This is a genomic window from Geodermatophilus sp. SYSU D00867 (assembly GCF_054050315.1).
This window is the reverse complement of the sequence record NZ_JBJGZC010000018.1, coordinates 1-23,206: the sequence shown is the minus strand read 5'-3', so window position 1 is coordinate 23,206 and position 23,206 is coordinate 1. Positions and strand designations below refer to the sequence as shown.

General features: G+C 75.6%; 17 protein-coding genes. 1 reads left to right on the top strand and 16 read right to left on the bottom strand.

What is annotated here, in order from left to right; all coding sequences use genetic code 11:
* Positions 1-19: 19 nt before the first annotated feature.
* The 13 genes from ACI8AK_RS17135 to pyrR form a co-directional block, all read right to left on the bottom strand.
* Complete coding sequence (locus ACI8AK_RS17135) at positions 20-2,146, bottom strand: primosomal protein N' (RefSeq protein WP_456957213.1); 2,127 nt, start codon at positions 2,144-2,146, stop codon at positions 20-22.
* A 56-nt stretch (positions 2,147-2,202) separates the two neighbouring features.
* Positions 2,203-3,396 (bottom strand): methionine adenosyltransferase, encoded by a 1,194-nt coding sequence (gene metK, locus ACI8AK_RS17130; protein WP_456902793.1) that lies wholly within the window; start codon positions 3,394-3,396, stop codon positions 2,203-2,205.
* Between the two features lie 94 nt (positions 3,397-3,490).
* Positions 3,491-4,717 (bottom strand): bifunctional phosphopantothenoylcysteine decarboxylase/phosphopantothenate--cysteine ligase CoaBC, encoded by a 1,227-nt coding sequence (gene coaBC, locus ACI8AK_RS17125; protein ID WP_387986883.1) that lies wholly within the window; start codon positions 4,715-4,717, stop codon positions 3,491-3,493.
* Between the two features lie 78 nt (positions 4,718-4,795).
* On the bottom strand, positions 4,796-5,059 hold the full coding sequence (gene rpoZ, locus ACI8AK_RS17120; protein WP_089305624.1) for a DNA-directed RNA polymerase subunit omega: 264 nt from the start codon (positions 5,057-5,059) through the stop codon (positions 4,796-4,798).
* A gap of 55 nt (positions 5,060-5,114) precedes the next feature.
* Positions 5,115-5,678, bottom strand: a complete 564-nt coding sequence (gmk, locus tag ACI8AK_RS17115; protein WP_387986879.1) for a guanylate kinase — start codon at positions 5,676-5,678, stop codon at positions 5,115-5,117.
* Positions 5,679-5,772: 94 nt separating this feature from the next.
* The gene (mihF, locus tag ACI8AK_RS17110; protein ID WP_387986876.1) at positions 5,773-6,129 is read right to left on the bottom strand and encodes an integration host factor, actinobacterial type; all 357 of its coding nucleotides are present in this window, start codon (positions 6,127-6,129) and stop codon (positions 5,773-5,775) included.
* Between the two features lie 321 nt (positions 6,130-6,450).
* Positions 6,451-7,329 (bottom strand): orotidine-5'-phosphate decarboxylase, encoded by an 879-nt coding sequence (gene pyrF, locus ACI8AK_RS17105; protein WP_387986874.1) that lies wholly within the window; start codon positions 7,327-7,329, stop codon positions 6,451-6,453.
* Positions 7,326-8,657, bottom strand: coding sequence for a dihydroorotate oxidase (locus tag ACI8AK_RS17100; protein ID WP_456902790.1), 1,332 nt, complete (start codon positions 8,655-8,657; stop codon positions 7,326-7,328). The genes pyrF and ACI8AK_RS17100 overlap by 4 nt, the downstream gene beginning before the upstream one ends.
* A complete protein-coding gene (gene carB, locus ACI8AK_RS17095) occupies positions 8,654-11,959 on the bottom strand; it encodes a carbamoyl-phosphate synthase large subunit (RefSeq protein WP_456957211.1) in 3,306 nt (1,101 codons plus the stop codon). Before carB ends, ACI8AK_RS17100 begins: the two co-directional genes overlap by 4 nt.
* Complete coding sequence (gene carA, locus ACI8AK_RS17090; protein ID WP_456957209.1) at positions 11,959-13,125, bottom strand: glutamine-hydrolyzing carbamoyl-phosphate synthase small subunit; 1,167 nt, start codon at positions 13,123-13,125, stop codon at positions 11,959-11,961. Before carA ends, carB begins: the two co-directional genes overlap by 1 nt.
* Positions 13,122-14,408: a dihydroorotase gene (locus tag ACI8AK_RS17085; protein WP_387986864.1), complete on the bottom strand. Its 1,287-nt coding sequence runs from the start codon at positions 14,406-14,408 to the stop codon at positions 13,122-13,124. Before ACI8AK_RS17085 ends, carA begins: the two co-directional genes overlap by 4 nt.
* Entirely contained in the window at positions 14,405-15,325 is a 921-nt protein-coding gene (locus ACI8AK_RS17080) for an aspartate carbamoyltransferase catalytic subunit (RefSeq protein WP_387986861.1), read from the bottom strand. The genes ACI8AK_RS17085 and ACI8AK_RS17080 overlap by 4 nt, the downstream gene beginning before the upstream one ends.
* A complete protein-coding gene (gene pyrR / locus ACI8AK_RS17075) occupies positions 15,322-15,915 on the bottom strand; it encodes a bifunctional pyr operon transcriptional regulator/uracil phosphoribosyltransferase PyrR (RefSeq protein ID WP_387986858.1) in 594 nt (197 codons plus the stop codon). The genes ACI8AK_RS17080 and pyrR overlap by 4 nt, the downstream gene beginning before the upstream one ends.
* 231 nt (positions 15,916-16,146) lie before the next feature.
* Between pyrR and bldD the strand changes: the two genes are divergently transcribed.
* Positions 16,147-16,683, top strand: coding sequence for a transcriptional regulator BldD (bldD, locus tag ACI8AK_RS17070; protein ID WP_387986855.1), 537 nt, complete (start codon positions 16,147-16,149; stop codon positions 16,681-16,683).
* A 165-nt stretch (positions 16,684-16,848) separates the two neighbouring features.
* Here the strand turns inward: bldD and ACI8AK_RS17065 are convergent, their stop codons facing one another.
* From ACI8AK_RS17065 to ACI8AK_RS17055, 3 genes are all read right to left on the bottom strand, one after another.
* Entirely contained in the window at positions 16,849-19,530 is a 2,682-nt protein-coding gene (locus ACI8AK_RS17065; protein WP_456957300.1) for a LuxR C-terminal-related transcriptional regulator, read from the bottom strand.
* Between the two features lie 238 nt (positions 19,531-19,768).
* Positions 19,769-22,474 (bottom strand): hypothetical protein, encoded by a 2,706-nt coding sequence (locus ACI8AK_RS17060; RefSeq protein WP_456957207.1) that lies wholly within the window; start codon positions 22,472-22,474, stop codon positions 19,769-19,771.
* A 112-nt stretch (positions 22,475-22,586) separates the two neighbouring features.
* Positions 22,587-22,781: a hypothetical protein gene (locus ACI8AK_RS17055; protein ID WP_456951597.1), complete on the bottom strand. Its 195-nt coding sequence runs from the start codon at positions 22,779-22,781 to the stop codon at positions 22,587-22,589.
* Between the last annotated feature and the right edge of the window lie 425 nt (positions 22,782-23,206).

The following is a 23,206-nucleotide window of genomic DNA, read 5'->3' as shown; positions in this document are numbered from 1 at the left end:
GGGGGCGGGCGGGGACCCGTCACACGAGGTCGAGCGGGTCGAGCTGGACGCGGACGTGCTCGGGCACCTTGCGGGCGCTGCGCACGCCCTGCACCTCGGCCAGGGCGGTCGCCAGCGCCAGGCCCTCGGTGCGCGGCACCCGCACGAGGTACCGCTCGCGCTCGCCGTCCTGCCCGGGCCGCGGGGGCTCGGGCACCGGGCCGAGCAGGTCGGCCTCGTCGGGCAGCCGCGCGGCGCCCAGGAACTCCGCCAGCGCCGCCGGCGACCCGGACAGCGCGGCCATCCGGGTGGCCGGCGGGAAGCCGAGCTCGCGGCGGTCGGCGAGCTCGCGCCCGGCCAGCCAGCCCGGGTCCCAGCGGACCAGCGCCTGGACGACGGGGTGCGCGGCGTCGGCGGCGACGACGACCGAGCCGTGCGCCCGCACGAGCGTGGCGGCGTTCATCCAGCGGCGCAGGGTCTCCTCCCCCGCCCGCAGGTCCGCCCGCCCGAGCAGCGCCCACGAGTCCAGCAGCAGCGCGGCGCCGTAGCCGCCCTCGGCGACCGGCTCGGCGCCCGGCGTGGCCACGACCAGCTGCGGCCCGGCGGGCACCGACGGCAGCACGCCGGACCCGCGTCCGGACACCCGCACCGGCGCCCCGGGGAACGCCCGGCCCAGCTCCTCGGCGGTGCGGTTGGCGCCGACGACGGAGGCGCGCAGCTTCGTCCCGTGGCAGTGCGGGCAGTCGAAGGTGGCCGCGGGCCGGGCGCACCAGCGGCAGGCGGGCACCCGCGAGCCGCCCGGCCCGGGCGTGGGCGCGATGCCCAGCGGCCCGGAGCAGACCGCGCAGCGGGCCGGCGCCCGGCAGCGGTCGCACGACAGCCCGGGCGCGTAGCCGGCGCGCGGCACCTGCACCAGCACCGGCGTGCCCTCGGCCAGCGCCGCGCGGGCCACCCGGTGGGCGAGGCTCGGCAGCCGGGCGGTGCGCGCGGCCGGGTCGCGGGCCAGCTCGTGGTCCTCGCCGAGGGCCTGCACCCGCGGGGCGACCGCGCGCAGCGTGGCGCGGTCGGCGACGAGCTCGTGCGCCCAGCCGCTCTCGACCAGCAGCGCCGCCTCGGCGGTGCGCGCGGTGGCCGCGACGACGGCGGCGCACGAGGACAGGTGGGCGCGGTGCACCAGCACGTCGCGGGCGTGCGCGTACGGGGCGCGCGGCTCGGCGTGCAGGTCGTCGCCGTCGTCCCAGATCGCGACCAGACCCAGGTCGGCGACCGGCGCGAAGGCCGCCGCGCGGGTGCCGAGGACGACCTTGGCGCTGCCGCGGGCGGCGTCGAGGAAGCGGCGGTAGCGGGCGTCGGGGGCGGCGTCGGCGCGGAGCACGACGAACGACCCCTTCGGCAGCCGGGCGCCGGCCGCGGCCTCCAGCCGGTCCAGGTCGCGACCGTCGGGGACGACCACCAGCGCCCCCCCGCCGCCGGACAGCGCCGCCTGGCACAGCTCGGCCAGCCGGGCCGGCCAGTCCTCCCCCGGCAGCGCCGTCCACACCGCGCGGGCGGGCCGGCCCTCGGCGACGGCGGCCAGCAGCGCCGGCCCGGTCGGGTAGCGGGCGAAGCCGGCCGGGTCCGGCGGCGCCGGCGGCGCCGGGGGCTCGGCCGGCGGGCGCTTCTCCGCGGCCGCCCGGCGCGGCGGGACGGCCAGCCGCAGGACGTCGGTCAGCGTGCCGCCCCAGCGCTGCGCGACCGAGCGGGCCAGCGCGGCCACCTCGGGGGTGAGCACCGGCTCGGAGGAGACCAGCTTGGCCAGCGGGGCGAGCGTGCGGCCGGAGTCGCTGACGTCGGTGAGCTCGAGGACGAACCCGTCGACCAGCTGCCCGGCGAAGCGCACCCGCACCCGGCAGCCGGCCCGGACCTCGCCGGCCATCTCGTCCGGGACCGCGTAGTCGAAGGCCCGGTCGAGGTGGGCCAGCGGCACGTCGACGACGACCCGGGCCACCCGCGGGCTGCGGGCAGCCGGGCCGGCCGGCGCGTCCGTGGTCTCGGGACTGGCGGGTGCCGAGGTCAGCGCTGTTCTCCGTTCGGCGGGGTCGTGTCGCAGCAGTGTCCCCGCCGGGTCCGACATCCCGGCCCCGCTGCAGCTGCCCGCCGCGAACCCGGTGACGTGCTGGGAGGCCACCCTCCGGGGCCCCTCCGCCTGCGCCTGCGAGGCGTGGGGGGAAGGGTGGTCCTCCGTCAGCCCACGGCGGAGCGGAGGGCCTCCACGCGGTCGGTGCGCTCCCAGGGCAGCTCGACGTCGGTGCGGCCGAAGTGGCCGTACGCGGCGGTCGGGCCGTAGATCGGCCGCAGCAGGTCCAGGTCGCGCACGATCGCGCCGGGGCGCAGGTCGAACACCGTGGTGACCGCCTTCTCCAGGACGTCGTCCGGGACGGTGCCGGTGCCGTGGGTGTCGACGAACAGCCCGACCGGGTGCGCGGCGCCGATGGCGTAGGCCACCTGCACCTCGCAGCGGCGGGCCAGGCCCGCGGCGACGACGTTCTTGGCCACCCAGCGCATCGCGTAGGCACCGGAGCGGTCGACCTTCGAGGGGTCCTTGCCGGAGAACGCGCCGCCGCCGTGGCGGGCCATGCCGCCGTAGGTGTCGACGATGATCTTGCGGCCGGTCAGCCCAGCGTCGCCCATCGGGCCGCCGATGACGAACTTGCCGGTCGGGTTCACCAGCAGCCGGTAGCCGTCGGTGGGCAGGCCGAGGGCCTGCAGCTCCGGCTCGACGACGAGCTCCTGCACGTCGGGGGTGAGCAGCTGCTCGATGGAGATGTCCTCGGCGTGCTGCGAGGAGACGACGACGGTGTCGACGCCGACCGGCCGGTCGTCCTCGTAGACGACGGTGACCTGGGTCTTGCCGTCGGGGCGCAGGTAGGGCACCGAGCCGTCCTTGCGGACCGCGGACAGCCGGCGCGACAGCCGGTGGGCCAGCGCGATCGGCAGCGGCATGAGCTCGGGGGTCTCGTCGGTGGCGTAGCCGAACATCAGGCCCTGGTCGCCGGCGCCCTGGCGCTCGATCTCGTCGTCGGTGGTGCCGGTGGTGCGCGCCTCGTAGGCGGTGTCCACGCCCTGCGCGATGTCCGGCGACTGCGCGCCGATGGAGACGCTGACGCCGCAGGAGGCGCCGTCGAAGCCCTTGCGGGAGGAGTCGTAGCCGATCCGCAGCACGGTGCGGCGGACGACGTCGGCGATGTCGACGTAGCCGGCGGTGGTGACCTCCCCGGCGATGTGGACCTGACCGGTGGTGATGAGCGTCTCGACGGCGACGCGGCTGCGCGGGTCCTGCGCCAGCATCTCGTCGAGGATCGCGTCGCTGATCTGGTCGGCGATCTTGTCCGGGTGGCCCTCGGTCACCGACTCGGACGTGAAGAGGCGGCGTGGCACTCGGTTCTCCCTGGGTCGGTGACGAGATCGCGGCGCGGCCTGCCCGCGCCGTGGGAGCAACTTACCGGCGCGTCCAGCCCGTGGCAGCCGCCGGTCAGGCGAGACGGGGCAGGACGACCTGCCAGACCGCCGCGGCGACGGCGTCCTTGCTGCCGTGGGGCACCTCCGTGGCGGTGCCGTCGGCGGCGAGGACGACCGCGGCGTTGTCCGGGCGGCCGAACACCCCGCCGCCGGAGACGTCGTTGACGACGAGCAGGTCGCAGCCCTTGCGGGCGAGCTTGGCGCGGGCGTGGGCCAGCACGTCGGCGTCGGCGTCGCCGGTCTCGGCGGCGAAGCCGATCACGAGCTGCCCGGGGGCGCGCTTGGTGACCAGCTCGGCGAGCACGTCGGGGTTGCGCACCAGCGGGACGGCGTCGGGCTCGCTCGCGCTGTCCTTCTTGAGCTTGGTGGCCGCGACGGTGGCCGGCCGGAAGTCCGCGACCGCCGCCGCCATGACGACGACGTCGGCTGCCGCCTCCCCGCCCGACCCAGCCTCGGCGAGCATCGCGGCGCGCAGCTCCTCCGCCGTCCCGGCCGGGACCACGCGGACGCCGAACGGCGCGGGCAGGTCGACGTTGGCCGCGACGAGGGTGACGTCGGCGCCGCGGGCGGCGGCGACGCGGGCCAGCGCCCAGCCCTGCATGCCCGACGAGCGGTTGCCCAGGTAGCGCACCGGGTCCAGCGGCTCGCGGGTGCCGCCGGCGCTGATCAGGACGCGGCGGCCGGTGAGGTCGGCCCGCACGACGTCGGCGCCCGCCGCGAGGACCACCTGCGCCAGCGCGGCGACGTCGGCGGGCTCGGGCAGCCGGCCGGGCCCGGAGTCGGGGCCGGTCAGCCGGCCGACGGCCGGCGGCAGCACGATCGAGCCGCGGCGGCGGAGCGTGGCGACGTTGTCCTGGGTGGCCGGGTGCAGCCACATCTCGGTGTGCATGGCCGGCACGAACACCACCGGGCAGTGCGCGGTGAGCAGCGTCGCGGTGAGCAGGTCGTCGGCGCGGCCCGTCGCGGCGCGGGCGAGCAGGTCGGCGGTGGCCGGCGCGACGACGACGAGGTCGGCGGTCTGCCCGATCCGCACGTGCGCCACCTCGGGCACCTCCGACCAGACGTCGGTGGTGACCGGGTGGCCGGACAGCGCCTCGAAGGTCGCCGCACCGACGAAGTGCAGCGCACCGGGGGTGGGGACGACGCGGACGTCGTGCCCGGCCTCGGTCAGCGCGCGCAGCAGCAGGGCGGCCTTGTAGGCGGCCACGCCCCCGGCGACGCCCAGCACGATCCGGCTCATGCGCTCCATCCTCCCGCAGACGCGACGACGCCCCCGGCCAGGGCCGGGGGCGTCGTCACCACTTCGGGGCCGGGCGGCCTAGTTGTCGCCGGCGGTGTGGGTCAGCAGGCCCTCGTTGATCTCGCGCAGCGCGATCGACAGGGGCTTCTCCTGGGGCGCGGTGTCGACCAGCGGGCCGACGTACTCGAGCAGGCCCTCGGAGAGCTGGCTGTAGTAGGCGTTGATCTGCCGCGCGCGCTTGGCGGCGAAGATCACCAGGCCGTACTTGCTGCTGGTGCGCTCGAGCAGCTCGTCGATCGGCGGGTTGGTGATGCCCTCGGGGGCGGGTGCGACTCCGGACACGGGCGGGCGTGCTCCTCGGTTGGCTCGGTGGGAGTGAGGGGCCTCGGGTGGCCGGTCACTCGGAGGCGCCGGCAGCCTTTCCTGCCGACGGCGCGACCAGCAATCCTACCAACTCGTCCGCGGCCCTCGCGACGTCGTCGTTGACCACCACGACGTCGAACTCCCCCGCGGCGTCCAGCTCGGCCTGCGCGATGGCGAGCCGGCGCTCCTGCACGGCCGGCGGCTCCGAGCCGCGGCCGGCCAGCCGGCTCTTCAGCTCCGCCCACGACGGCGGGGCGAGGAAGACGAGCTGCGCCTCCGGGGCGCGCGCCCGCACCTGGCGGGCGCCCTGCAGCTCGATCTCGAGCAGCGCCGGGGCCCCGGCCGCGAGACGCTCGCGGACCGGGGCGGCCGGCGTGCCGTAGCGGTTGCCCGCGTACTCGGCCCACTCGAGGAGGCCGTCCTCGGCGACCAGCCGGTCGAACTCGGCGTCGCTGAGGAAGTGGTAGTGCACCCCGTCGACCTCGCCCGGGCGCTGCCGGCGGGTGGTCACCGACACCGAGACCCACACGTCAGGGTGCCGGCGGCGGACCTCGGCGACGACGGTGCCCTTGCCGACCCCCGAGGGTCCGGAGAGCACCGTCAGGCGCGCCGGGGCAGGGATCGGCTGGGCAGTCGGCAACGGGTGGTCCCTCGTGGTGCTGGCGTCGGACGGGTGGTGCGGCGGGGCGACCTCAGACCGTCGAGTCGGCGGGCACCTGGTCGGCGACGACGTTCTCGCCGCCGAACTCCGCCTCCAGCGCCTTGCGCTGGTTGGCGCCCAGGCCGCGCACCCGGCGGGTCGGGGAGATCTCGAGCCGCTCCATGATCTTCGCAGCCCGGGCCTTGCCCACGCCGGGCAGGGACTCGAGCACCGCGGAGACGCGCATCTTGCCGATGACCTCGTCGGTCTCGCCCTGCTTGAGGACGTCGCCGACCGTGGCGCCCTTGCTCTTGAGCCGCTCGCGGAGCTCGGCGCGCGCCTTGCGGGCGGCGGCGGCCTTCTCCAGGGCGGCGGCGCGCTGTTCGGGGGACAGGTCGGGGAGGGGCATGGTGCGTCCCATCGTGTCGTTGCCGGGGATCTGCGACCCGGCGGGTACGTGCGGTGTCGGGAGCGGGGCCCGCGGTCTGGGCGCCGACGATCAACCTAGTAACCACGAATCCGCAGGTCACGCGCTGTTTGCACGAGGTTTTCGACCTCCGGTCGCCCGCTCGTGACGCCCTGTGGAAGGTCGGCGTGACCGTCCGTGAACACCGCAGGTCACAAAGTATACGAAACGCATTCGTATCGGGTCAGCGGCTCCGACACGACCGCACGTGACACGCCGGACGGCGCGCCGGGACGCCCGCCGGCAGGCGGGCCGGCGGCCGGCTCAGCCGGCCAGGTCCTCCGCCCAGCGGGCGGCCGCGGCGCGCAGCCCGGCGGGGTCCGGGCCCGCGGCGAGCACGTCGCGGGAGACGGTCGGGACGACCGCGCGGCCGGTGCCGAACAGCCGCCGCAGGTCCGCGGCCGAGCCGCCCTGGACGCCCAGCCCCGGCGCGAGCACCGGGCCGCCCAGCCCGTCGAGGTCGACGTCGAGCCCGCCCAGCGTGGCGCCGACGACGACGCCGAACGACCCGGTCGCGGCGCCCCAGCGGCTGCCGAGGTCCCGCACCGCGCCGGGGTCGGGCAGCGGGTCGCCCACCACCCAGCCGGGGGTGTTCCAGCCGCGGACGGTGTCGACGACGACCTGCGCCACCGACCGCTCCCCCACCGCCGCGTGCTGCAGCGTGCCGGCGTCGGGGTTGGACGTGCGGGCCAGCACGAACAGCCCGCCGCCGGCGAGCCGGGCGGTGTCCACGGCCGGCTGCAGCGAGCCCGGCCCCAGGTAGGGGCTGACGGTGAGCGCGTCGACCGCGCACGGGTGCTCCGGGCGCAGCACGTCGGCGTAGGCGTCCATCGTCGAGCCGATGTCGCCGCGCTTGGCGTCGAGCAGCACCAGCGCCCCGGCCGCGCGGGCCCGGGCGACGGCGTCCTCCAGCACGGCCAGGCCGCGCGAGCCGTGCCGCTCGAAGAACGCCGACTGCGGCTTGAGCACCGCGACCTCGCCGGCCAGCGCGTCCACCACCGTGTCGGTGAACCGGCGCAGCCCGTCGACGTCGTCGGCCAGGCCCCAGCGCTCCAGCAGCGGCGCGTGCGGGTCGATGCCCACGCACAGCGGTCCCCGGGTCGCGACGGCGTCGGCGAGGCGCTGCCCGAACGGCGCGCTCACCGGGGCACCGACCGCGGCAGGGTGTCGCCGTGCGCGGCGATGCAGTCGCGGGCGAGGAAGGGGTCGGCGAAGGCGCCCGACGCCGACTGCACGGCGTCGGCGCCGGCCTCGTGCAGCGCCGCGAACGACGCCGGGTCGGTGACCCCGCCCATCGCCAGCACGTCGAAGCGCCGGCCGGACGCCTCGCGCAGCGCCACGAGCCGGCGGGTGAAGTCCAGCGCCCGGCCGCGCACGGCCGCCCCCGACAGTCCGGCCACCGCGCGGCCGGGGAAGGTCGGCTCGCCGTCGCCGCGCACCACCCGGCTCGCCACCGTGTTGATGCCCGCGACGCCGTCGACCAGCGGCGCCAGCCGGGGCACCAGCGCGGCCAGCCGGTCCTCGTCGAGCCAGGACAGCTTGGCGACCAGCCCGGTGCGGTCGTCCAGCGCGCGGCGCACGCCCTCGACGACGGCGACGGTGGCGTCCGCGTCCAGGCACAGCGGCGGCTTCACGCCGTCCGGCGAGGCCGACAGCGTGTTCGGGCACGACAGGTTGAGCTCGACGACGGTCGCCCCGGCCTCCTGGGCCATCGCCGCCACCCGGGCGAAGTCGTCGACCAGGGCGGGGCCGTCGCCGGACCCCATGACGCTGACCAGCAGCAGCTGGTCGGCGTCGACGGCGGCCAGCGACCGCTCGAGGTCGGCCATCCACTCCCCCGGCGCCGGCGAGGGCACGCCGAAGGAGTTGACCGTGCTGACGTCCGGGGAGCCGGGCTCCACCCAGTCCCAGGGGTCGGAGACGACGGCGTCACCCGGCGGGCGCGGCGCGAACGTCCAGTTCGGCTGCACGTTCGGCTCGTGCGCCCGGCTGCGCACGGTCTTGTAGGTGAGCACGCTGAACCCGTTGCGGGCGTGGAAGCGGACCCACTCCTCCCCGCCGTTCAGCACGCACGCCGGCACCCCCAGCGGGAAGGCGACGTCACGGCCGAGCACCCGCCACCGCCGGTCACCGGCCCGCGGCCGCCGCGGCAGCCGCGGGCCGACGGGGGTCGGCAGGTTGTCGCGGTAGGAGCCGAGCAGGTCGTAGGACGGCGTCCGCACCCCGTGCGCGGCCAGCAGCCCGCCGTGCCCGGCGAAGAACGCCACCCGGGTGAGCAGCGGCAGGTCGGCGTCGCCGGCCTCCCCCGCCGCCAGCCGCGCGGCCAGGCCCTCGGCGCCGGCCCGCAGCGCGGCGAGCTCGTCGGCCGGCGGCGTCGCGAACCGGGTGACCCCGGCCAGGAACGACGCCGCCAGCCCGTCGAGCAGCCCGCGGGCGACCAGGTCGTCCCGCACCTGCCCGACGACGCTCACGGGCGCGGCGCCGGCGCGGCGGTCAGACCGGCGTGGACCTCCTGCAGGCTGCGCACGCCGAGGCCGCCGCGGCGCAGGGCCTCGACGCCCTGCACCGCCGCCGCCAGCCCCTGCACCGTGGTGACGCACGGGATGCCGGCGGCCACCGCCGCGGTGCGGATCTCGTAGCCGTCCAGCCGCGGCCCGCTGTTGCCCGGCGACCCGAACGGCGTGTTCACCACGACGTCGACGTCGCCGGCGAGGATCCGCTCGACGCAGTTGCCCGGGCCCTCGCTGTACTTGCCGACCACCTCGCAGTCCACGCCGTTGCGGCGCAGCACCTGCGCGGTGCCGGCGGTGGCGAGCACCCGGAAGCCGAGGTCGGCCAGCCGCTTGACCGGGAACACCGCGGCCCGCTTGTCCCGGTTGGCCAGCGAGACGAAGACCGTGCCCCCGGTGGGCAGCGAGCCGTAGGCGGCGGCCTGGGACTTGGCGAACGCGGTCCCGAAGCCGTCGTCGAGGCCCATGACCTCGCCGGTGGACTTCATCTCCGGTGACAGGACCGTGTCGACGCCGTGGCCCTCGACGGTGCGGAACCGGTGGAAGGGCAGCACCGCCTCCTTGACCGCGATCGGCGCGTCCTCGGGCAGGTCGGTGCCGTCGCCGGTGGCCGGCAGCACGCCGGTGGTGCGCAGGTCGGCGATCGTCTCCCCCACCGCGATCCGCGCCGCGGCCTTGGCCAGCTGCACCGCGGTCGCCTTGGACACGAACGGCACCGTGCGGCTGGCCCGCGGGTTGGCCTCCAGCACGTACAGGACGTCGTCCTTGAGCGCGTACTGCACGTTGAGCAGCCCGCGGACGCCGATCCGGGCGGCCAGCGCCTCGGTGGCGGTGCGGATCTGCGCCAGGTCGGAGGAGCCCAGGGTGATGGGCGGCAGCGCGCACGCGGAGTCGCCGGAGTGGATGCCGGCCTCCTCGATGTGCTCCATGACGCCGCCGAGGTAGAGCTCGGTGCCGTCGTAGAGCGCGTCGACGTCGATCTCGACGGCGTCCTCGAGGAACCGGTCGACCAGCACCGGGTGCTCGGGGCTGACGTCGGTGGCCTTGGCGATGTAGGCCTCGAGCGTGGCGTCGTCGTAGACGATCTCCATCCCGCGCCCGCCGAGCACGTAGGACGGGCGGACCAGCACGGGGTAGCCGATCCCGGCGGCGATCGCGCGGGCCTCGGCGAACGTCGTCGCGGTGCCGTGCTCGGGCGCTCGGAGGGCGGCGTCGGCGAGCACCCGGGAGAACGCCCCGCGGTCCTCGGCGTCGTCGATGGCCTCGGGCGAGGTGCCCAGCACCGGCACGCCGGCGTCCTTGAGCCGCTGCGCGAGGCCCAGCGGCGTCTGCCCGCCGAGGGTGCAGACGACCCCGGCCACCGGCCCGGCGGCGCGCTCGGCCTCGACCACCTCGAGGACGTCCTCGAAGGTCAGCGGCTCGAAGTACAGCCGGTCGGCGGTGTCGTAGTCGGTGGAGACGGTCTCGGGGTTGCAGTTGACCATCACGGCCTCGTAGCCGGCGTCCTGCAGCGCCATGACCGCGTGCACGCACGAGTAGTCGAACTCGATGCCCTGCCCGATCCGGTTGGGCCCGGAGCCGAGGATCAGCACGGCCGGCTTCTCCCGCGGCTCGACCTCGGTCTCCTCGTCGTAGGACGAGTAGTGGTACGGCGTGCGGGCGGCGAACTCGGCGGCGCAGGTGTCCACGGTCTTGAACACCGGCCGGACGCCGAGCCGGTGGCGCAGCAGCCGGACGCCGTCCTCCCCCGACAGCTCCGGCCGCAGCGCGGCGATCTGCCGGTCGCTCAACCCGTGCCGCTTGGCCCGGCGCAGCACCGCGGCGGTGAGCGCCGGCGCCTCGCGGACCTCCCCGCCGACCTCCCCGACCAGCGCGATCTGGTCGACGAACCACGGGTCGAAGCCGCTGGCCTCGGCGACCTGCTCGACGGTGGCGCCGGCGCGCAGCGCCGCCTCCGCCACGTACAGCCGCCCGTCGACCGGCGTGCGCAGCGCCTCGAGCAGCTCCTCGGCCGTCGACCCGTCCTCCGGGCCGGTCCAGAAGCCGGCCACCTTCGTCTCGGTGGACCGCATCGCCTTGCCCAGCGCCTCGGGGAAGTTGCGGCCCATCGCCATGACCTCGCCGACGCTCTTCATCGTCGTGGTCAGCCGCGGGTCGGCGCCGGGGAACTTCTCGAACGCGAACCGCGGGATCTTCACGACGACGTAGTCCAGCGCCGGCTCGAAGCTGGCCGGGGTGACGCCGGTGATGTCGTTGGTGATCTCGTCGAGGGTGTAGCCGATGGCGAGCTTCGCGGCGATCTTGGCGATCGGGAAGCCGGTGGCCTTCGACGCCAGCGCGCTCGACCGGGACACCCGCGGGTTCATCTCGATGACGACCAGGCGCCCGTCGGCCGGGTTGACGGCGAACTGGATGTTGCAGCCGCCGGTGTCGACGCCGACCTCGCGCAGCACCGCGATGCCGACGTCGCGCATCCGCTGGTACTCGACGTCGGTGAGCGTCATCGCCGGCGCGACGGTGACCGAGTCGCCGGTGTGCACGCCCATCGCGTCGACGTTCTCGATCGAGCAGACGACGACCACGTTGTCGCTGCGGTCGCGCATGAGCTCGAGCTCGTACTCCTTCCAGCCGAGCACCGACTCCTCGATGAGCACGGTGTGCACCGGGGAGTCGGCCAGGCCGTGGGAGGCCATCCGGCGCAGCATCGCCTCGTCGGTGGCGAACCCGGAGCCGAGGCCGCCCATGGTGAAGCTCGGCCGGATGACGACCGGGTAGCCGACCTCGGCGGCGGTCTCCAGCGCCTCCTCGACGGTGGAGCAGACCCGCGAGCGCGGGGCGTCGGCGCCGATGGACCGGACGATGTCCTTGAACATCTGCCGGTCCTCGCCGCGGTTGATCGCGTCGACGTCGGCGCCGATGAGCCGGACGCCGTAGCGCTCCAGCGTGCCGTTCTCGTACAGGCCGATGGCGATGTTGAGCGCGGTCTGCCCGCCGAGGGTGGCCAGCAGCGCGTCGGGGCGCTCCTTGGCGATCACCCGCTCGACGAACTCCGGCGTCAGCGGCTCGACGTAGGTGGCGTCGGCGACGTCGGGGTCGGTCATGATCGTCGCCGGGTTGCTGTTGACCAGGCTGACCCGCAGGCCCTCGGCGCGCAGCACGCGGCAGGCCTGGGTGCCGGAGTAGTCGAACTCCGCGGCCTGGCCGATGAGGATCGGCCCGGAGCCGATGACCAGGACGTGCGAGATGTCGGTGCGCTTGGGCATCAGGCGTTCTCCCCCGTGCTGTGCTGGACCCGCGGCGCCGGGCTGACCGCGTCCCCGCCGTCCCGCGTGGCCTGCAGGAGGTCGACGAACCGCTGGAACAGCGGTGCCGCGTCGTGCGGGCCGGCGGCGGACTCGGGGTGGAACTGGACGCTGAACGCCGGGGCGTCGAGCAGCCGCAGCCCCTCGACGACGTCGTCGTTGAGGCCGACGTGGCTGACCTCGACCCGCCCGTAGGGGGTGTCGGTGGGCCGGTCCAGCGGCGCGTCGACGGCGAACCCGTGGTTGTGGCTGGTCACCCGGACGGTGCCGCTGACCCGGTCGAGCACCGGCTGGTTCAGGCCGCGGTGGCCGAAGCGCAGCTTGTAGGTGCCCAGGCCCAGCGCCCGGCCGAGGATCTGGTTGCCGAAGCAGATGCCGAACAGCGGCCGGCCGGCGTCGAGCACGCCCCGCACCGCGGCGACGGCGTAGTCGGCCGCGGCCGGGTCGCCGGGGCCGTTGGAGAGGAACACCCCGTCGGGGCCGGCGGCGAGCAGGTCCTGCGCGGTCGCGGTCGAGGGCAGCACGTGCGTCTCGACGCCGAGCGCGGCGAGGTGCCGCGGGGTGGCGGTCTTGATGCCGAGGTCGAGCGCGGCGATGGTGAACCGCCGCTCCCCCACCGCCGGGACGACGTAGGGCTCGCGGGTGCTCACCTGCGGCGCGAGGTCGGCGCCGGCCATGCCCTCGGCGGCGCGCACCCGGGCGAGCAGGGCGTCGGGGTCGGTGGACTCGCTGCTGATCCCGGCGCGCATCGCGCCGCGCTCGCGCAGGTGCCGGGTCAGGGCGCGGGTGTCGATGCCGCTGATCCCGACGACGCCCTGCGCGGCGAGCTCGTCGTCGAGGCTGCCGGTGGCCCGCCAGTTGGCCGGGCGGCGGGCGGGGTCGCGGACGACGAACCCGGCCACCCACATGCGACGGCTCTCGTCGTCCTCGCCGTTGACGCCGGTGTTGCCGACGTGCGGCGCGGTCATCGTGACGATCTGGCCGGCGTAGCTGGGGTCGGTCAGCGTCTCCTGGTAGCCGGTCATCCCGGTGGCGAACACCGCCTCGCCGACCGTCGTCCCGACCTTGCCGTAGGACTCGCCGCGGAACGTCCGCCCGTCCTCGAGGACGAGGATCGCCTCGCTCACTTCACTGCCTTTCCGTCGAGCACCGTCGCCTCGCCCCGCAGGAACGTGGCGACGACCCGGCCGGGCAGCTCCCGGCCGGCGTAGGGACTGTTGCGGCTGCGGCTGGCCAGCGCGGCCGGGTCGACGGTGACCCGGGCGGCGGGGTCGAGCAGCAGCAGGTTGGCCGGCTCACCCGGCGCCAGCGGGCGCCCGTGACCGGCCAGGCGGCCGATGGCCGCGGGGCGGACCGACGTGCGGTCGGCGACGCCGGCCCAGTCGAGCAGGCCGGGCTCCACCAGCGTCTCCAGCACCACCGAGAGCGCCTGCTCCAGCCCGAGCATCCCCGGCCGGGCCTGCGCCCACTCGCTCTCCTTGTCCTCCACCGCGTGCGGCGCGTGGTCGGTGGCGACGGCGTCGATCGTGCCGTCGGCCAGGCCGGCGCGGAGGGCGTGGACGTCCTCGTCGGTGCGCAGCGGCGGGTTGACCTTGAACACCGGGTCGTAGGACTCGGCGCAGGCCTCGGTGAGCAGCAGGTGGTGCGGGGTGACCTCGGCGGTCACCTGCACGCCGCGGGACTTCGCCCAGCGCAGGATCTCCACCGAGCCGGCGGTGGAGACGTGGCAGACGTGCAGCCGGGCTCCCACGTGCTGGGCGAGCAGCACGTCGCGGGCGATGACCGCCTCCTCGGCGGCGGCCGGCCAGCCGGTCAGCCCGAGCCGCGCGGAGCGGTCGCCCTCGTTCATCTGCGCGCCGGCGGTCAGCCGCGGCTCCTCGGCGTGCTGCGCGACGACGCCGTCGAAGGCCTTGACGTACTCCAGCGCGCGGCGCATGAGCGCGGGGTCGGCCACGCAGTGCCCGTCGTCGGAGAAGACCCGCACGCGGGCGGCGGAGTCGGCCATCGCGCCGAGCTCGGCCAGCCGCTCGCCGCGCAGCCCGACGGTAACCGCGCCGACCGGCACGACGTCGACCAGCCCGGCCTCCTGGCCCAGCCGCCACACCTGCTCGACGACGCCGGCGGTGTCGGCGACCGGGTCGGTGTTGGCCATGGCGTGCACCGCGGTGAACCCGCCGAGGGCCGCGGCGCGGCTGCCGGTCTCCACCGTCTCGGCGTCCTCGCGGCCGGGCTCGCGCAGGTGGGTGTGCAGGTCGACCAGGCCGGGCAGGGCGACCAGCCCGTCCGCGTCGACGACGGTCGCGCCGGTGGCGGACAGCCGGTCCCCGACCGCGGCGATCCGCCCGTCCTGGAGCAGCAGGTCGGCGGGCTCGCCGCCGAGGACGCGCGCCCCCTTGATGAGCGTGGTCACGAGGAGGCCCCTCCCAGGAGCAGGTAGAGCACGGCCATCCGCACGCTGACGCCGTTGCCGACCTGCTCGACGATCGTCGAGCGGACCGAGTCGGCGACGTCGGCGGCGATCTCCATGCCGCGGTTCATCGGGCCGGGGTGCATGACGATCGCGTCGTCCGACAGCGCGGCCATCCGGACGGCGTCGAGGCCGTAGCGGCGGCTGTACTCGCGCGCGCTGGGGAAGAACGAGGCGTTCATCCGCTCGAGCTGGACCCGCAGCATCATCACGACGTCGGCCTTGGGCAGCACGGCGTCGAGATCGTAGGAGACCTGCACCGGCCAGGACCCGACGCCGACCGGCAGCAGCGTCGGCGGCGCGACGAGGGTGACCTCCGCGCCGAGCGTCGTCAGCAGCCAGACGTTGGAGCGGGCCACCCGGCTGTGCAGGACATCGCCGACGACCGCCACCCGCACGCCGTCGAGCCGGCCCAGCCGGCGGCGGATCGTGTAGGCGTCCAGCAGCGCCTGGGTGGGGTGCTCGTGGGTGCCGTCGCCGGCGTTGACGACGCTGCCGCGCACCCAGCCGGCCAGCCGGTGCGGAGCGCCGGACGCCGAGTGGCGGACGACGATCGCGTCGCTGCCCATCGCCTCGAGGGTGAGCGCGGTGTCCTTGAGGCTCTCGCCCTTGGAGACGCTGCTGCCCTTGGCCGAGAAGTTGATGACGTCGGCGGACAGCCGCTTGGCCGCGAGCTCGAAGGAGATGCGGGTGCGGGTGGAGTCCTCGTAGAAGAGGTTGACCACCGTGCGCCCGCGCAGCGTGGGCAGCTTCTTGACCTCGCGGCCGGCGAGCGCCTGGTCGATCTGCGCGGCGGTGTCGAGGACGAGCGTGGCGTCGGCGCGGTCGAGGTCGGCCGCGTCCAGCAGGTGGCGCTTCACCGGCCGGTCACCAGGACCTCGTCGGTGCCGTCGGTCTCGGCGAGGTGCACCCGGACCTTCTGCGCGCGCGAGGTGGGCACGTTCTTGCCCACGTAGTCGGCGCGGATCGGCAGCTCGCGGTGGCCGCGGTCGACCAGCACCGCCAGCTGCACCGCGCGGGGCCGGCCGAGGTCGCGCAGCGCGTCGAGCGCCGCGCGCACCGAGCGGCCGGAGAACAGGACGTCGTCGACGAGGACGACCAGCCGGCCGTCGATCCCGGCGGGCGGCAGGACGGTGTCCTCCAGCGCCCGGACGCCGCGCATCCGCAGGTCGTCGCGGTACAGGGTGATGTCGACGGTGCCGACGTCGACCGCCGTGCCGGCGAAGGCGGCGATGCGGGCGGCCAGCCGGCGGGCCAGCGGGGCGCCGCGGGTGGGGATGCCGACCAGGACGACGTCGGGGAGGGCGTCGCCGGCCTTCTCGATCACCTGGTGGGCGATGCGGTCGACGACGCGGGCGACGTCGGCTGCGGCGAGCAGCACGGTGGGCGCCGGGCCGTCGGACGGGTCTGTGGACTGGTTCGCGGGCAGGGGTCCGGTCGTGCCGGCCATCAGGCCTCCTTCCCCGCCTCACGGGACGGGTCGTTAAAGGAGTGGGGTGGACCGGTCTCGACCGTACTGCACCCCTCCGTGTGACCGTCGTCGCGCGTCGTGGCCCTGCAGGTGGGCGCGGGAGTCCCAGGATGATCCGCACGAGGGATGCGCTGTTGCCATCCGCCACTTGTGAGTACGCTGCGTGACGAACCGGCCTCCGACACGACGACGGACAGTGAGCAGAGACGCATGAGCACCGACTACTCACGGGCACTCGGCGCCCGGCTGCGGGCCATCCGCAACCAGCAGGGTCTCTCCCTCCAGGGCGTGGAGGACAAGTCGCACGGACGCTGGAAGGCCGTCGTCGTCGGGTCCTATGAACGCGGGGACCGCGCGGTGACCGTCCAGCGGCTCTCCGAGCTCGCCGTGTTCTACGGCGTGCCGGTCTCCGAGCTGCTGCCCGACCCGCGCCCCTCCTCGGCCGTCACCTCGACGACCAAGATCGTCCTGAACCTCGAGTCGCTGGGCTCGCTGCCCGCCGACGAGGCCGGCCCGCTCGCCCGCTATGCCTCGACCATCCAGGCGCAGCGCCACGACTACAACGGCAAGGTCCTCTCCATCCGCGCGGAGGACCTCAAGTCGCTGGCGATCATCTACGACATGAGCCCCGACGAGCTCACCACCCGGCTCATCGAGTGGGGCGTGCTCAACCCCGGCATGGACGGCGTCGGCGGCCCAGTCGACGACGAGGACGAGGCCTGGGACCGGCGCCGCGCCCCCCGCTGAGGAACACCGCTGTCCCGCGGCAGGCCTCGCGACAGCACGACGAGACCGGGCTGACGAGACCGGGCTGACGAGACCGGGCCACGGAGTGCGTGCGCCCCGGCCACCGGCCGGGTCGGTCCGGCTGGGGTGACCGGGGCCTGTGTCCGCGCCCGCCCGGGTCCGCGGTCACAGCCGCGCGGACAGCCGCCGCCCGCGCAGCGTCAACTCCCCTCGGGCGCCGTTCGGAGGGCCCGTGCGCGGGGGCGGGTCCACGAGCGCGTCGGACAGCTCGGTCCGACCGGTGATGCCGAGCTTGCCGTAGATGTGAGAGAGGTGCGCCTCGACGGTGCGCACCGACACGACCAGCCGGTCCGCGATCTGCACGTTGCTCAACCCGAGGCTGGCCAGCCGAGCCACCTCCTGCTCCCGTGCGGTCAGGGACGGGGGCAGCAGCGCCTGCAGGGACTGACTGCCTGCCAGGCCGCACTCGCGTGCCAGCGTGACGGCCCGTGCCATGGCCGTGGCCGCCGCACGCCGCGCGCCGCGGCGCTCGTGGGCGGCCGCCGCCTCCGCGGCGGCGTCCGCAGCGGTCAGCAGCAGGCCGGCCTCCTCGAAGCGGCGGCTCAGCACGTCGAGGTCGTCCCCGTTCTCGGCCACGATCGCCCCCACGTGGTCGGCGAGGTCCTGCACGTAGGCCGACTCGCAGCGCCGGGCGAGGACGCCGAGCCGGTCGACCACGTGGAGCGGGCGCCCGAAGCGGAAGGTGGTGTGCAGGACGACCGCCTCGGTCGCCACCTGCCCCTGCTCGGCGGCGCTTCGAGCGGCCTCCCTGCTGAGCCGGGCGGCCTCGGCGGAGTGTCCCTGGGCACCGGCCACCACGGCGCGCGCGACGAGGACGAAGGGGGCGTAGACGGGGAGCGCGGCGGAGGCGGCTTCGTCGAGTTCGGCGACGAGCCCGCGTGCGGCGTCGACGTCGCCGAGGAGCGCCCGCGCCATCGCGAGCTGGGAGCGGCACACCGGCAGGAGACCCAGCGGGTCGGCCCTCCGCAGGCCCGTGTACGCGCTGACCAGCCAGCGGGCCGCCACTCGTACCCGCCCGGCGGCGAGCGCGGCCCAGCCACAGTGCAGGGAGGCGACGGCGTCCCCGTACCACTCCGGGCCGGCCAGGTTGCGCCGGTGGAGGTCGGCAGCGAGGGACTCGAGCTCACGCGCCCGTCCGCTCAGGCGGAGCGCCATGACCTCGGCCTGCGCCAACGCCAGGTGCACGAAGGCGGGCACGCTCCTCCCATCCGGCCACGAGAGACCGGCCCGCCCCTCGGCGACCCTGGCCAGCGCCGACCGCGGAGCTCCGGTGACGGCGTGCCCCAGTGCAGCCGCGGCGGTCGCGAGCTGCCAGGCCGGCTCCCCTTCGCGGGCGGTGGAGCGCACAGCCGTTGCCTGGTCCACCGCCCCGACCGGGTCGCCGCTGCAGAACGCGAGGACCGCCCCGGTCGCCGCGAGGAGGGAGCGGCCGTGGTCGGAACGGACTGCCGGGACCACCGCGTCGAGCACGGCCTGCGCCTGGGCGACCTGACCGAGGGCGCAGGCCAGGTCCAGCACCCGGATCACCGTGGCCTCGACGCGGTCGTCGTCCGTGACGGCGACCTCTGCGGCGTGGCGGGTGAGGTCCTCGGTCTCCACCGGGGACCCGGGCCAGGTGGTGGCCTCCACCAGCGCGAGGTACGCCGGCGCCTGCCCGCCCGCCTCGACGGCGGCCCGCGCCAGGCGCCCGGCGAGGCGGTGGTCCAGCATCGCGGCCGCGCGCCGTGCGGCCGCGGTGAGCTGCCCGGCGTCCGGCACCGGCTCCCCTCCGTCGAGCAGTGCCAGGCACCGGGCTGCGACGTGTGCCGGGGACCGGTCGTCCCCGGAGCCGGCGAGGAGCTCACGACGGATGGATCGGAGCACCGCCTCGGGTGTACGGCTCCGGACGACCTCCGTGTACAGCGGGTGTGCCGTACGGACGAGACCCGGCGTCCCCTCGGCGTCGTCGACGACGACGCCGAGGCGTTCGAGCCGGGCGACGGCCTCCCGGCTGCTCAGCGCCTCGACCTCCCGGGCCGACAGCGGTTCGACCGTGGCGAGGACCTCCAGCACCCGCCATTCCGCGGCATCCAGCTGCCCCAGCTGGGCGAGCACGGTCTCACACAGCCGCTGGGACGGCAGCATGGCGTCCTGCCACCGCCACGCCCCCTCGCACTTCGTCAGCCGACCGCTCCAGACGCCGTCCTCCAGCAGCTCCCGGAGGAACAACGGGTTGCCTTGACTCAGGTGCCAGAGTCGCTCACCCGTCCGGGCGTCCACGTCCCCGCCGAGCACCTGGCCGACCAGCCGGACGAGCTCGGCGCGGCGCAACGGCTCCAGGTGGATCCGGTCGGCCAGCCCGTCCTTCCACAGCGGGGCGGCCGGATCCGGCTCCGTCGCGCCTGTGCGCACGGTCAGGACCAGCATGACCGCACCGCTCGCGGCGAGCTGGTGCAGGAGGGTCACCGACATCTGGTCGAGCAGATGGGCGTCGTCGACGGCGAGGACCGGGGTCGGACCGGTCCCGTCCCCGGCGATGGCCGCGGTCGCCCGTTGCAGCAGGGCCAGTCCGGTTGCGCCGTCGTCCACCGCGGGCAGGAGGTGGGCCAACGCGCCGAGCGGCACGAGCGCCGCGGCACCGGTGGCCACGGCCCACGCGGTCGGGTGGCCCCGCTGCGCGGCGGCGGTCAGGGCCTCCCGAGCCAGTCGGGACCGCCCCACCCCCGGGGGACCCGTGATCACCAGGCTGCGCTCCGGCCGCGCGGTGAGCGCAGCGTTCATGGTCCTGAGCTCGGCTTCCCGACCCATGAGGGGCCAGCGCATCGCCTCCATCAGACGGGACGAGCGCGATCAGGGACGGACCACGGCATCCCGTGTCCCGTCCGTCGTTCCACCGCTCCCGGCATGAGCTCCCTCGCCACTGCCGCTCCCCCGAGCTACTGGTACGGATCCCGCGCGGCGACTTTAGTCACGGATTCGTCCCGAATTCGACGTCCGGGCTCCCGCGCGGCCCGGGTCGTGCCCCTGCGCTACGCCTCCCTCACGATCAGTTCGCCCGATCGGAGGCCGCTCCCCCGGTCCCCGTTCCCGGACCGACCATGAGGACAGCGGGCCCCCCGCCGAAGGCGGCAGCCGGCGGTGTACCGGCGGTGGGGCCGCCGACCGTGACCTCCCAGTCCGCCTCCGCGGCCGCCGGCGACCCGCCCCGGACCAGCCGATCGGGCGGGACCCCGTCCCGGAGGAGGTCCCCCCACAGCCCGGCCGGCACCGCCACGGTGCCGCCGGAGGACGCCGGCCCGGCGATCCAGTCGGCGAGCTGCTGGTGCGGCGGGGTCCGCGCGGACACCGGCAGGAAGAGCGCTCCGGTGATCACGACGACCAGGGCGGTCACGAGGAAGGTGCCCCTGAGCAGCGGGTGCGGTCGGGCCGTCGCCGGGCCACCGGTCCACGCGGCAGCGAACAGGACGCCGAGCAGCACCACGGCGACCAGCACCACCGGGAGCGCCGTGCCGGCCCCGTGCCAGGGCACCACGGCCGGCACGGTGGCCGCACCGGCAGCTACCGCCGGCAGGCGGAGGCCGCGGAGGAGGAACCCGGTGCCGACGGCGAGCGCCGCGAGGAGCAGCAGCACGGCGCGCTCGGAGGCTCCGAGGGGGAGGTCGGCCGGACCGCTCGGCACGGTGGCCACCACAGCGGCGACCGGGAGGACGACGAGCGCTGCCAGCCACGGTCGGGTGTCGCCCTCCACCGTGTCCGGGCGGGCGTGCCGGGGTCCGCCCGCGTGCCGCGCGCGCCGGCCCGATCCGGCTCCGAGGTGGGTCCCGATGCCCACGGCCAGCGGGACGGCGACCAGGGGCTCGGTCGCCACGCCCACCGCGACGGCGGCGATCCCGAGCGCTCCCGCGACGGGGCGCCGTGCCCGGGTCAGCACGAGCGCGCCCACGGCGGCCCACGCGGCCCCGACCAGACCGCTGCCGACCGTGGCGAGCACGGTGACCGCCGGCCCCATCACGAGCACCGCCAGCAGGGGCAGGGCCACCGCGACCGGGCGCACCCGCCGGGTCCGGACGAGCACGAGGAGCGCCACCACCAGGACCGCGGAAGCCACGACCGCGAGTTCCCGGCCTCCCGCCAGGATCGTGTCGTGCCGCTCGAAGGCACCGGTCAGCCAGGCGTAGCCGGCCACCTGCAGGCGCAGCAGCCGGTCGCCGGAGCCCGCTGCGGCACCGTCCACGCCGTGCAGGGCGGCCCACGCGCCGTCCACCAGCCGGAGCTCCGCCGCGGTGGCCGGGTGCGACCAGGCGACGGAGGCCACCCGCACGAGCAGGAGGACGCCGAGGCCTGCCAGCCCGACGACCGCACCGACCCGGCGGACGGCTGCCCGGTGGGCCGAGCCGACCCGCCCGGCCCGGCGGACGGCGGGACGGCCGGCGACCAGGGCGACGGGACGCCGGGCGACCAGGGAGGCCAGTGACCACAGGATGAGCCCCAGGCCGAGCCACGGCAGCACCAGCAGCAACAGTTGCAGGACGCCCAGCGTGGTGGCCACGACGTCCCCGTTCCGGGCGTCGGCGTCGAGGTGCCGGACGTACTCCAGCGACGCCTGCCAGGCGACGGGCAGCAGGTACGGCAGGGCGACGAGGACGGCGACCAGCCAGGCGAGCAGCGTGGGGACGATCAGCACGACCCACAGAACGACCACCCGGCGCGCCCGTGGCCTGAGTCTGCGCAGGAGCGGGTGGGACGGGCGGCCCGGGAGCAGGCTCAGCAGCGCCGGCTTCACGAAGCCGAACAGCTCGGGGACCCCCACCAGGTCGGCGAGGATGTAGTAGCCGTCCATCCGCAGGTTGGGCAGGAACTGCCAGGCTGTCTGCGTGTGCATCGCGACCAGCGCGATGAGCAGCCACGGCTCGCCCGTCCCGAGGTAGCACAGGCCCAGCGCCAGCATGGCGATGCAGTTGAAGTAGACGCCGCCCAGGTCGGTCCGCAGCCGCCCGACCCGGTCGAGGCGGTAGCTGTCGGTGACCTTGCTGTAGAAGGCCGGCCAGACGATGTAGAGACCGACGCCGACCTCACCAGGCCGGGCGCCGCCGTAGCGGCAGGCGGTCACGTGGCCGCACTCGTGGTAGGCGGTGAAGACCACGGTGAGGCCGAGGAGGGCGAGGATGAGCCCCGGCTGCCGGGCCACGTCGACGACGGCGGACTCCATCCGGCCGAGGACGTCGCCCTGGGCGACGATCCACACGTCGACGGCGAGGAACGCGGTGACCAGCGCCACCCAGGCCGGCCGGGTGAACAGCGGGCGGAAGAACCCGGCGATGCGCCAGCTGACGGCGGCCGGGATGACACCGGCGCGGTAGCGGAGCCCCAGCAGCGGGTCCGCGCGGACCGGCGCCTGGGGGCTCGCGTCCGCGGTCCCGGCGACGGAGGCGTCGGGAGGGCCGAGAGCGACGATCCCGGCGGGCCGGAGCCGCTCCTCGACCAGGAAGGTCACCTGCTCGGCGGTCAGCTCCCGGCCGAGCTCGGCGCTCAGGTCGGCCGCGATCTGCTCGGCGTCCCGGCCGTCGAGGGAGCCGGCGAGCCGGTAGAGCAGGCGGGGCACCTGCATGACCTGCCCGTCGACCCGGCGGATGATGAACCGGGGGTCCTCGTAGGCGGAGTCCTGGTACTGGCCCAGCAGCTCCGTGCCCAGGGCCAGACGCGGCGGCGGTACACCCGCCGCCGGGCGGTCGAGGACCTCGCTCTGCGTCACGCTGCCGTCCCCCTTCTCGCGGACCGATCAGGACACGGGGAGGGACGGCCGGGATCGACCGCCCCTCCCGTGGCGGCGGCGCAGGTCCGCACCGCCTTCTCTGCGGTCGTGGTCAGCCGCGGCCGAGTCCGCGGCCGACGTTGACGCCGGCCAGTGCCGTCGCCACGGCCGTGTTCACCTGCGTGCCGCCGAAGTTGATGTTCCCGGCGTTGATGGCGATGGCGATGGAGAGATTGCCGTTCTGCGAGAAGAAGGCCTGCATCGTGGTCCGCTCGGGCAGCAGCTCGACGGTCTGGTCCTCGAACATGGGAACTCCTCAGGATCGGTACTGGGAGGAAGTCCCCCGGCGCGGCCGCCAGCCTCCTCGGCCGCCCGGGTGGACTGCCGAGTCCGATCGGTCCGGATCCGGCGGGCGGAAGTCTGTGACGCTCGCCCGGACCGCTACAACCGCGGCGGACACCTACGAGGACGAGGACGGTCACGGACTCACGACGTCGTGGCCACGGCCGGCCGGTGAGCTCACCACGTAGACCCGAGCGCCACCACGGACGTCGACGCGTCCGCACCGCGGATCGGCCACCGAGGCACCAGGGTGGTGACGAGCCGTTGTGACGGCGACCCGCGCTGTGCGCGGACACGGAGGAGGGGGGGGGGGGGGGGGGGGCGCCGCCCCCCCCCCCCCCCCGCGCGAACGAACACCCCCGCCCCCCCCACCCCCAACCACAACAATAA